The sequence below is a fragment of the Actinoallomurus acaciae genome (assembly GCF_042429965.1).
Lineage (GTDB): Bacteria > Actinomycetota > Actinomycetes > Streptosporangiales > Streptosporangiaceae > Actinoallomurus > Actinoallomurus acaciae.
In genome coordinates, this window is sequence record NZ_JBHLZP010000396.1 from 1 (window position 1) to 7,997 (window position 7,997).

General features: G+C 71.3%; 11 protein-coding genes. 7 read left to right on the forward strand and 4 right to left on the reverse strand.

Annotated elements, in window-relative coordinates; translation table 11 throughout:
* Positions 1-792: protein kinase domain-containing protein (locus ACFFNX_RS35915; RefSeq protein WP_378210440.1), on the reverse strand; the 792-nt coding region annotated here is incomplete at its 3' end.
* 314 nt (positions 793-1,106) lie between these two features.
* Here ACFFNX_RS35915 and ACFFNX_RS35920 point away from each other — a divergent pair.
* Both ACFFNX_RS35920 and ACFFNX_RS35925 read left to right on the forward strand, forming a co-directional pair.
* Positions 1,107-1,319 carry a winged helix DNA-binding protein gene (locus ACFFNX_RS35920; RefSeq protein ID WP_378210441.1) on the forward strand — a complete coding sequence of 71 codons (213 nt, stop codon included), beginning with the start codon at positions 1,107-1,109 and terminating at the stop codon, positions 1,317-1,319.
* A 135-nt stretch (positions 1,320-1,454) separates the two neighbouring features.
* Entirely contained in the window at positions 1,455-1,907 is a 453-nt protein-coding gene (locus ACFFNX_RS35925; RefSeq protein WP_378210442.1) for a hypothetical protein, read from the forward strand.
* 41 nt (positions 1,908-1,948) lie between these two features.
* Here the strand turns inward: ACFFNX_RS35925 and ACFFNX_RS35930 are convergent, their stop codons facing one another.
* From ACFFNX_RS35930 to ACFFNX_RS35940, 3 genes are read right to left on the reverse strand one after another with little or no spacing between them, the layout of a single operon-like run.
* Entirely contained in the window at positions 1,949-2,737 is a 789-nt protein-coding gene (locus tag ACFFNX_RS35930; protein WP_378210443.1) for an Fpg/Nei family DNA glycosylase, read from the reverse strand.
* Between the two features lies 1 nt (position 2,738).
* Entirely contained in the window at positions 2,739-3,227 is a 489-nt protein-coding gene (locus ACFFNX_RS35935; RefSeq protein WP_378210444.1) for a hypothetical protein, read from the reverse strand.
* A 54-nt stretch (positions 3,228-3,281) separates the two neighbouring features.
* On the reverse strand, positions 3,282-3,542 hold the full coding sequence (locus ACFFNX_RS35940) for a hypothetical protein (protein WP_378210445.1): 261 nt from the start codon (positions 3,540-3,542) through the stop codon (positions 3,282-3,284).
* A 235-nt stretch (positions 3,543-3,777) separates the two neighbouring features.
* On the opposite strand from ACFFNX_RS35940, the gene ACFFNX_RS35945 reads away from it, so the two are divergent.
* The 5 genes from ACFFNX_RS35945 to ACFFNX_RS35965 all read left to right on the forward strand — a co-directional run.
* On the forward strand, positions 3,778-4,239 hold the full coding sequence (locus ACFFNX_RS35945) for an SRPBCC family protein (RefSeq protein ID WP_378210448.1): 462 nt from the start codon (positions 3,778-3,780) through the stop codon (positions 4,237-4,239).
* A gap of 274 nt (positions 4,240-4,513) precedes the next feature.
* The gene (locus tag ACFFNX_RS35950) at positions 4,514-4,798 is read left to right on the forward strand and encodes a WhiB family transcriptional regulator (protein ID WP_378210449.1); all 285 of its coding nucleotides are present in this window, start codon (positions 4,514-4,516) and stop codon (positions 4,796-4,798) included.
* A 68-nt stretch (positions 4,799-4,866) separates the two neighbouring features.
* Positions 4,867-5,832 carry an LLM class F420-dependent oxidoreductase gene (locus ACFFNX_RS35955; protein WP_378210450.1) on the forward strand — a complete coding sequence of 322 codons (966 nt, stop codon included), beginning with the start codon at positions 4,867-4,869 and terminating at the stop codon, positions 5,830-5,832.
* Positions 5,833-5,845: 13 nt separating this feature from the next.
* Positions 5,846-6,226 carry a DUF5709 domain-containing protein gene (locus ACFFNX_RS35960; RefSeq protein WP_378210452.1) on the forward strand — a complete coding sequence of 127 codons (381 nt, stop codon included), beginning with the start codon at positions 5,846-5,848 and terminating at the stop codon, positions 6,224-6,226.
* A gap of 386 nt (positions 6,227-6,612) precedes the next feature.
* The coding region (locus ACFFNX_RS35965; protein ID WP_446678545.1) for a S53 family peptidase at positions 6,613-7,997 on the forward strand (1,385 nt) is incomplete at its 3' end.

A 7,997-nucleotide genomic window follows, 5' to 3' on the forward strand; every position in this document is an offset into this window, starting at 1 on the left:
GTCCTCGGCCACGGCCGCGTCGACCAGGGCGCGGAGGGGCTGCCGGAGAGCGCCGGTGTCGACGGGCCGGAACCGGGCGGTCTCGCCGGGCGCGGTCTCGCGGTACGGGCTCTGGCCGGTGGCGGCGTACGCGACGAGGCAGCCCCAGCCGAAGACGTCGCAGGCGGAACCGGGCGTGCCGCCGGTGAGCAGCTCCGGCGCCAGCCACCCGGGGTTGTCGGCGACCGCGCCGATCTCGGCCGGATCGCCCGAGATGCCCTCGGCGACGCCGAAGTCGAGGATGCGCAGGCCGCTCTTCGTGAACACCACGTTGCCGGGAGCCAGGTCGCCGTGCATGACCCCCGCGGCGTGCACGGCGGCGAGGGCTTGGGCGAGGTCGGCGGCGAGCGCCATGACCAGCGGGGGCGCCAGCGGCCCTTTGACGTCGACGATCCGTTCGAGGGAGGGACCGTCGAGATGCTCGCTGACGAGGTACGGCGGGGTGTGATCCGTGCCGTCGTCGAGCAGCCGCACCGAGCAGGAGGAGGGCAGTCGCCGCGCGCACGCGGCCTCGGCGCGCAGCCGGGCACGGACCGGTTCGGGCTCGGTGGTGGTGCCCGGATGGGCCGTCTTGACGGTCACGAGCCCGGAACCGCGCCCGTGCGCCACGTAGGCGAGCCCGGCACCACCGGACCTGAGCCGTCCGGCCAGCCGGTGACCACCCACCGCGACCGGGTCCTCGGCCTGGAGCAACTGCGCGCCAGCGGGGAGAGTGTCGTTCCGAAAAGCCTGGAATATCGCTGGTGTCTTCACATACGCCTCTTTCGACCGCACCGATCTCGGAGGTCTGGGGACTCCCGATGGTGCTACGCACCGCAGTCATTCGCAAGCGGAACGTCGTCAAAGGTGTGAATGATTCGGGAGAACGACGATCTTCTGGAAGAACCCGCGCAAGTGGATCGGCTCCGGCGGGGCTTTGCCGGCCTGCGCGGGCAGGACGGAGTCCATGAGGGCCCGGTGGAGCCGCGGGCGACGGACAACTCGGCTGGCTCAGCCCCGACGAACTGCGGGTCTTCCGCGCCTTCAACCGCGCGTGGGAGGCCACGTCGGCCCGCCTGGACGCCGACATGGAACGCGAGGCGGACCTGCCACGCACCTACTTCGACATCCTGTGGCGGCTGCGCCGCGCACCCGGCAGGTCCCTGCGGATGAGCCGGCCGGCGGAGATCACCCGTTCGAAGTCCAGCCGGATCACCCATGCCGTCGGCCGCCTGGAGGCGGCCGGGCTGGTCGCCGCGAAGTCCCGGCGGGCGACCGGCGCGGCTGGCGGGCCGTACTGACCGAAGAAGGCCTGGAACGAGTGGAGCAGGCGGCACCCGTCTACGCGCGCAGCGTGCGCGAGCACGTCCGAGGGCGGAGCCCTCGGGTGGACCAGCGCCCCGGTCCTCACCGGCCTCGCGCTCTTCGCCGTCTTCGTGACCGTCCAGGCCCGCCGTCGTCACCCGCTGGTCGATCTGAGCCTGTTCGCCGACCGGGCCCGCTCCATGGCCTACCTCGCACTCGTCCTCATGGCGATGGCCTACTTCGCCGTCGTCCTGCTCATGTCGCTCTACCTCCAGGCCGCCTCCGGCATGCCCGCCTACCAGGCCGGACTCCACCTCCTGTACGTCGCCCTGGCCATGGCCGCCGTGTCCCCCGCCGCCGGCGGCTACGCGGTCAGCAGCGCACTGGCGCTGGCCATCGTGACCAGTGGCCTGCCCGGCCCCACCGAACAGGCCGCCTACGCCGGCACCGTCTCCAGCCTCGCGCCGCACACGATGGACGCCTTCACCGGCGGCTGCAAGTGGGCGCTGCCGGCCCTCGCCACCACCGACGTGCTGGCCCTCATCGCCTCACTCGGCCGCGGCCGCGAGAGCTCCGCCGGCTGAACGATGGTGCTCGCCGTCCGCCCGGCGATACCCCGGTGCGGTCAAGAGCCCGACTCCGGCTGGCAGCGGGGGCACCACATGGTCGTACGGCCGGCGACGCGGCCGCGTGACAGGCGTGCGCCGCAGCGAGGGCAGACCGGGTCCGGGTCGTCGCGGCGGCCGGTCAGCCACGTACGGCGGCCGGGGACGCGGCCCGTCGGGATCGCTCCGCGCAGGACGCGGCGCATCGCGCGGTGCAGCGTGGCGAGTTCCGCCTCGGTGAGGTCGTCGCCGCGCCGTCGGGGGTGCACGCGTGCCCGCCAGCAGATCTCATCCGCCAGCAGGTTGCCCAGACCGGAGACGGCGGACTGGTCCAGCAGCGTCGCCTTCACCCGACGGCGGGTCCGTACGGCCGCGGTGAACTCCTCGCGGCCGACCGTCAGGGCGTCCGGGCCGAGCGACGCGAGCAGCCGATCGGCGTCCGGCCGGTCGGCGGCGAGCCAGATGCCGCGCAGCTTGCGCATGTCGCGGAAGCGGAGTTCGCCGTCGGGCAGGACGAAGGTCACCCGGTCGTGGGCGTGCGCCGGTGACGTGCCGTCGTCCCACACCATCGCGCCGGTCATGCCGAAGTGCAGGAGCAGGACCGGGTCGCCCGACAGCGGTACCGCCAGCCACTTGCCGTGGCGTTCGGGCTCGCCGAGCGAGAGCCCCGTCAGCGTCCCGGCCAGCTTCTCCGGGCCGACGCCGCGCAGCACCTGCGGGTCGTCCACGCGTACGGAGGTGATCCGCCGGCCGGTGCCGTGGTCGGCCACGACGCGGCGGAAACCCTCGACATCTGGAAGTTCGGGCACGTCAACGCGGATACCGGCGCCGGATCAGGCGGTCGTAGGTGATCGCGGCGACCGCGCCGTAGGCCAGATGCGGCACCACGTCGGAGATCCAGGACGAGGCCGGCCAGTCACGCGGATCGGTCAGGCCCGCGGCGGTGGACGGGACGTCGCTGCCGAGCATCGCCACGAACCCGAGGGCCAGCGCGCTCGCCGCGACCTCGCCCGTCGTCGATCGTGTGTCGCCGACCAGGCCGTCCAGCAGGCCGTACGCGACGCTCACCCCCACGCCCACGCCGATGCCCAGCAGGCCCGCGAGTCCCTGGCGGCGGTTCGCCGCGGTCTCCTCGTCGCCGAGGTCCAGGCCGACGCCGCCGGTGGCGCGGCCCGCCAACTGCTCCGGTATCTCGCTGGCGGGCCGGCCGCGCACCGCCATGTCGATGTAGGTGACGGCGTTCAGCGCCGTCGTACCGGCCGCTCCGGCCAGCAGTCCGGCGATCAAGTGGTCTCTCATCAGGCATCCCCCGTGGACGACGTTGTTCGCTTCCCTCCCCACGACGGCGCGGCGCTACCCGGCCGGCGGGACCCGGCGTCCGCGGCAGACGAGCGGGACGGCCGGTGAGGTGCGGAGGGAGGCGGTCTTGGCCTGGAGACGCTCGACGACGAGGTTCTCCAGCATCTGCGGGGTCAGCCGGACCCCGAGGTGGTCGGCGCAGGCGACCGCGAGGTCGAACTGGCGGTTCACCTCAAGGGTTTCCTGGGGAAACCGTGCCAGCAGTCGGATACGGACCTCTTCGACGGACTCGGTGTTCTGTCGGCGGTACGCCATGGTGACCACCTTTCGACCAGGAGACGCCGTCAGCGGGCGCCGCTGACCGGCCGAAGTCCCGCGCTACCCGCGGTCGAGCCGACCAATCTCGATTTCGAGAGATTCGTCGACGACTGCCGTCGTGCTCCTTTCATGCTCCGCGGTCGGGCAAAGGGATCTTGAACGTCCCGTTTGTCCCAGGTGAGCCCGGGTAGCGCGAGCCATGTACCCCGAACACGAAGAGTGGAGGTACACGATGAGTACCGTTACCGAAAGCGTGGACGTCAACGTACCGATCCATACCGTCTACAACCAGTGGACCCAGTTCGCGGAGTTCCCTGAGTTCATGGAGGGCGTGGAAGAGGTCAACCAGGTCACCGACACCATGACGCACTGGCGCGTCAAGATGGCCGGGGTGACGCGTGAGTTCGACGCGCAGATCACCGAGCAGATCCCCGACGAGCGGGTCGCCTGGCACTCCACCGAGGGGCCGGAGCACGCCGGTGTCGTGACGTTCCACCGTACGGGCCCGGACACCACACGTGTCACCACGCAGATGGACGTCGATCCCGAGGGGTTCCTGGAGAACGTCGCGGACAAGGCGGGGCTGCTCAAGAGACGGGCCAAGTCCGACCTGAAGCATTTCAAGGAGTTCATCGAGCGTCGGGGCCGTGAGACCGGCGGCTGGCGGGGGAACGTCGACCGCCCGGAGCCCTGACCCACCAGCAGGCCAGACCGTCCCCGCAGCGGGGACGGTCTGCGCGCCGGCTCGCCGCCGCGGTGCGCCGCGGGCCCGGCGACGTACGACGGACGCCGGGTGCCGAGACCGACACCCGCCGCCCGGCCGGAGTCATGCCGCTCTGGCTCGGCGCGGGCCCGGCCGACCGGTACCGCCATCGGCAGACCGCGTCGAGACATTCGCCGGGCCCCGCGAGTCGGCCGTTCACCTGCGAATGATCGACGCCCGCGAATCCTCCCCGAGAGACGGAACCATGACCAGCACGCTCATCGACATGGCATCGGCACCCTGGATGACGGAGGGCGCCTGCCGGGACGAGGATCCCGAACTGTTCTTCCCGATCAGCGCGAGCGAGGCCGGCACCGACCAGATCGACCGGGCGCGCGCCATCTGCGACGGATGCCACGTCCAGGCCGAATGCCTCCGCTACGCCCTGACCAACCGCATCAAGCACGGCATCTGGGGCGGACGCACCGAGCAGCAGCGCCAGTCCCTGATCAGAGCCCGCAGGCGCCTGAAGGTACGGACCCGGCCGTGACCGGCGGGCCCGGGTAGGGCTCGCCGTACCGGCGGGCGCCGGTACGGAGGAGGGAGGGGGACACCGAGATGACCGCTTTCGGATACACGATGATGTGCGAACAGGCACCTCCCGACCAGCTGGTACGCGACGTCCGCGCGGCCGAGCGCGCCGGCTTCGACTTCTCGGTGATCAGTGACCACTACCAGCCCTGGCTGCACTCCCAGGGCCACTCCGGATACGCGTGGTCCATCCTGGGCGCGGCCGCGCAGGCCACCGAGCGAATCCCGCTGATGACCCTCGTGACCTGCCCGATCGTCCGTTACCACCCGGCCGTGGTGGCCCAGAAGGCGGCGACCGTGCAGATCCTGTCCGGCGGGCGGTTCCGGCTCGGGCTCGGAGCGGGGGAGAACCTCAACGAGCACGTCGTCGGGCAGGGCTGGCCGCTCGCGGGCGTACGCCACGAGATGCTCGCCGAGGCGGTCGAGGTGATCTCCAAGCTGTTCGACGGCGGCGACGTCGCCTACCGGGGCGAGTACTTTGACGTCGAGCAGGCCAGGCTCTGGGACCTGCCGGAGACCCGGGTGCCGATCGGCGTCGCGGTGTCCGGCGAGAGTTCGTGCCGCCTCGCGGGGGAGAAGGCCGACCTCATGATCGCGACGGAGCCCGAGCGGAAGCTGGGCGAGATGTTCGACGCGGCCGGCGGCGCCGGCAAGCCTCGCCTCGGGCAGATCGCGGTCGCCTACGACGCCGACCGCGACGCCGCGGTGAAGCGCGCCCACGAGCAGTTCCGGTGGTTCGGGCTGGGCTGGAAGGTCAACGCGGACCTGGTCGGCCCGCCCGCCTTCGAGGCCGCGACGGAGTTCGTGACGCCCGAACAGGTCGCCGGGCAACTGCCGTGCGGCCCGGACGTCGACGAGCACGTCCGGAAGATCACCCCGTTCGTCGACGCCGGTTTCGACGAGATCGCCCTCGTCCAGATCGGCGCCGATCACCAGGACGATTTCTTCGGCTGGGCGGAGCGCGAACTCCTCCCGGCCCTGCGATCCCGTTGAGGGGGATTCGACCATGACGAACCGTGATCCGCGCTCGGAGCTGGAGGAACAGGGGATTCCGGATCTGCAGGACGGTTATCCCGAACAGCAGTGGGCCGAGGATCCCCAGCAGGCGCCGGTGCCCGGTGACGAACCCGTGGCAGTGGAGGACTTCGGCACGACCGCCGAGGAACAGCGTGCGGGCGAGTCGCTGGACGGCCGGCTGAGCCGTGAGGAGCCCGACGTCGACGCCGCCGGCGCCACGGAGATCCCGCGCGGCGCCGGCCGGCTGGTCCAGCAGGACGAGGGCGTACGCGACGACATCGAGAGCGAGGAGATCGCCGAGGACGTCGGCCCGGACACGGGCGGCTTCACCGCGGAGGAGGCCGCGATCCGGGTGGAACGCGAAGGCTGACCGGACGACCGCCGGGCCGCCCCCTTCGTCTCCGGACGCGGGGGCGGCCCTGGCATGTTCTGGTCGGCCGATTCCTGACTGTGTGTTTTCGACCCTGGCCGACACTGGTCCGACAGTGTCATTGATTCCGCTTGACAGCGAGCGTCAACGGCGAGTTCCGGCTCTGGCGCCGCGCTGACGAGGGACGTCGCACGGGGTGCCGCATCAGGTGACTTTGCCAAACCTTGACTCTCCTCGCCCGGCCGCTGCGACCCGCGGCCTCGACTGCCTTCTGACAGAAGTGTTGATCATGCCGAAATCTGGCCCGAATTCAGTGCTTCATGTCGTGATGCCTTATATGCCAGGATTCGCTCGTCGTTTCCCCCCGCCAGCTCTGAGGAGAGCCCATGCGACGACGCGTGTCCGGCACCATCCTGGGCGGATTGGTTCTCGCCCTGGTCCCCTTCCTGTCCTCGGCGGCCAACGCCGCGCCCCAGGCGCCGGTGGTCTCCCACTCCTTCCACCACTCGTGCGCGACGGCGCGGGCCGGCCTCGCGAACTGCGACGCCCTGGTGCGCAACGACGTGGCCACGAGCGCGACGGCCCTGCGCGCCGCGGCCGCCGCCCCGTCCGGTCTCTCGCCCGCCAACCTGCAGAGCGCCTACAAGCTGCCGTCCTCCAGCGCCGGTTCCGGCCAGACGGTCGCGATCGTGGACGCCTACAACGCCCCGACCGCGGAGGCCGACCTCGGCGTCTACCGCAGCCAGTACGGGCTGTCGGCGTGCACGACCGCGAACGGCTGCTTCAAGAAGGTCGACCAGAACGGCGGGACCTCCTACCCCGCCACGGACGGCGGCTGGGCCCAGGAGATCTCCCTGGACCTCGACATGGTCTCCGCGACCTGCCCGAACTGCAAGATCGTCCTGGTCGAGGCCAGCTCCGCGTCCTTCGCCAACCTGGGCACCGCGGAGAACACCGCGGCCCGGCTCGCCAACGTCATCAGCAACAGCTACGGCGGCTCGGACGCCTCCGACTCCAGCTACGGCTCGTACTACAACCACCCGGGCAAGGCCATCACGGTCAGCTCCGGTGACGCCGGCTACGGCGTGGAGTACCCGGCGTCCTCGCACTACGTGACCGCCGTCGGCGGCACCTCGTTGAAGTCCGCGAGCAACAGCCGCGGCTGGACCGAGACCGCCTGGAGCGGCGCCGGCAGCGGCTGCTCCAGCTACAACACCGCGCTGAGCGGCCAGTCCGGCCTCACCGGCTGCTCCCGCCGCGCCGTCGCCGACGTCTCCGCGGTGGCCGACCCGTCCACCGGTGTCGCCGTCTACGACAGCACCGCCTACCAGGGACAGAGCGGCTGGATGGTCTTCGGCGGCACCAGCGTCGCCGCACGTCATCGCGGGCGTGTACGGCCTGGCCGGCAACGCCGCGAGCATCGACAACAACTACCCCTACACCCACTCCTCGTCGCTGTTCGACGTGACCTCGGGCAGCAACGGCAGCTGCACCACCACCAAGTGGTGCCACGCGGGCACCGGCTGGGATGGTCCGACCGGCCTCGGCACGCCGAACGGCACCGGAGCCTTCTGAGCCTCCACTCACGACGGACGGGCCCGCCGCGCCTCACGCGCGACGGGCCCGTCCCGTACGCCTGCCGTAGCCGTGCCCGCCCGTCCCGTCCGGGACGCGCCCCTGGGGCCTGTCTCGGTTGGGTCGTGGGTTTTCCACAGCCGTGGGTGTGGTCTTCTTTTGGTGTGTGGGGTGGCTTGACAATGGAAGTGGGGTC

Excerpts from the sequence above, each read along its gene's own strand:
- ACFFNX_RS35920 (WP_378210441.1), top strand. The coding sequence starts at position 1,107 with ATGGAACGCGAGGCGGACCTGCCACGCACCTACTTCGACATCCTGTGG.
- ACFFNX_RS35935 (WP_378210444.1), bottom strand. The coding sequence starts at position 3,227 with ATGAGAGACCACTTGATCGCCGGACTGCTGGCCGGAGCGGCCGGTACG.
- ACFFNX_RS35940 (WP_378210445.1), bottom strand. The coding sequence starts at position 3,542 with ATGGCGTACCGCCGACAGAACACCGAGTCCGTCGAAGAGGTCCGTATC.
- ACFFNX_RS35945 (WP_378210448.1), top strand. The coding sequence starts at position 3,778 with ATGAGTACCGTTACCGAAAGCGTGGACGTCAACGTACCGATCCATACC.
- ACFFNX_RS35950 (WP_378210449.1), top strand. The coding sequence starts at position 4,514 with ATGACCAGCACGCTCATCGACATGGCATCGGCACCCTGGATGACGGAG.
- ACFFNX_RS35955 (WP_378210450.1), top strand. The coding sequence starts at position 4,867 with ATGACCGCTTTCGGATACACGATGATGTGCGAACAGGCACCTCCCGAC.
- ACFFNX_RS35960 (WP_378210452.1), top strand. The coding sequence starts at position 5,846 with ATGACGAACCGTGATCCGCGCTCGGAGCTGGAGGAACAGGGGATTCCG.